Here is a 1188-nt window from a genome sequence, read left to right as displayed (position 1 = left end):
GTGTCACGGATGATAAGGCTGCCGTTGCTGATGGCCGGTAAGGTGACGCCCCTGTCGCTTTCCTTCGCCTGCCCGGTGCCGGTGGCCGGCTCTCGGTGCAGTAAACTGTTTACCCGGTTTCGCCGTCGATATTTTTTAATCCCGGTACTGAAACCGGGACCTCTGCCTTCTAACAGAAATCAGGATCTATATGACCATTTTTTTTCAATATTTCAATGAATTGATGATATGCATCTGGTAATCCCTCAACTAGATCATCCAGCAATTTATTAACTATTAGCGGCTTATAGAAAATCCCATTGTCTAAGTAGATAAACTCTCCTGACAAGGTTGAATCTATAATTTCTACTTCAGATGCATCATACGCTAATAACCCTGTATATCCTTTAGACATCCCATAGAAATAAGTCTTATTATTCATCCAATAGATGGCAAAAATAACAATAACTTCATGGCGATCACTTATCTTCATTTCACCGCATCCTTTATAGAGTTAAATATATCTGAGGGATCGGAGGTAATTCTTTGAGGAGTAGTTATTTTTATATCATAAGCCTTACCAGTATTTGAGTTGTATTGATAATGAATTGTAATGCTTTGCCCATCAGTGGTTTTTTGTGTTACCTGCATTTTCTGGAAACCAGCAGATACAGGGAATCTTGGATCATTATTCATATTTCTTAAAGGTTGGCCTGAGGCTGGATTTTCACTAACCTGGCTCCACAACAACTGCTCATTCAAATCGCGAGGCTGTGTAAATTGCTGACCCGGCTTCGCCGTCGATATTTTCTCTGCGGCGCTAATCAACAGTTTATTATCGATAACATTAGCAGCCTTACCGACCAGCGCCAGCGCACGCTCTGCCGGTAACGACGTCAACAGGGCCAGCGCATAATCCTTCGCTTCTTCTGCCGTCAGCAGTGCCATGACGGTATCCGAGCCTGGATTATTACTCAGAATGGCTTTAACAACATCCGCACTTTCTGGTAGATCACCCTGAATTATATTTTCGAGTCCGGCCTGGATCTGCTCAGGTGGCAGGTTATTTTTCTGCGCGTACTCAACGTAAGAACTGACAGCCTGCCCCGTCTTTTGCTCACCGGAAGAAAGGAGGCCGTGCCAACCATCACCTAACGTGTTGTTTTCGAGTTCCACCTTCGCGGCATTCGCGCCAGGCGCGGCCATTGA

The 1188-nt window shown here is 44.9% G+C and carries 2 protein-coding genes; both read right to left on the bottom strand.

Going from position 1 to position 1188, the window contains the following annotated elements; translation table 11 throughout:
• Window positions 1-169 precede the first annotated feature (169 nt).
• Entirely contained in the window at window positions 170-472 is a 303-nt protein-coding gene (locus JJB97_RS18085) for a hypothetical protein (protein ID WP_238715459.1), read from the bottom strand.
• Window positions 469-1188 (bottom strand): hypothetical protein (locus tag JJB97_RS18080; protein ID WP_238715458.1); only part of this gene is annotated, 720 nt, incomplete at its 5' end. The genes JJB97_RS18085 and JJB97_RS18080, both read right to left, overlap by 4 nt.

Source organism: Tenebrionibacter intestinalis, assembly GCF_016632365.1.
Taxonomy (GTDB): Bacteria; Pseudomonadota; Gammaproteobacteria; order Enterobacterales; family Enterobacteriaceae; genus Tenebrionibacter; species Tenebrionibacter intestinalis.
The sequence above is the reverse complement of the archived record's forward strand: the minus strand, read 5'-3'. Positions and strand labels throughout refer to the sequence as shown.

Bases quoted from the DNA above. Each gene is read 5' to 3' on its own strand.
- JJB97_RS18085 (WP_238715459.1), bottom strand. From the start codon at position 472: ATGAAGATAAGTGATCGCCATGAAGTTATTGTTATTTTTGCCATCTAT.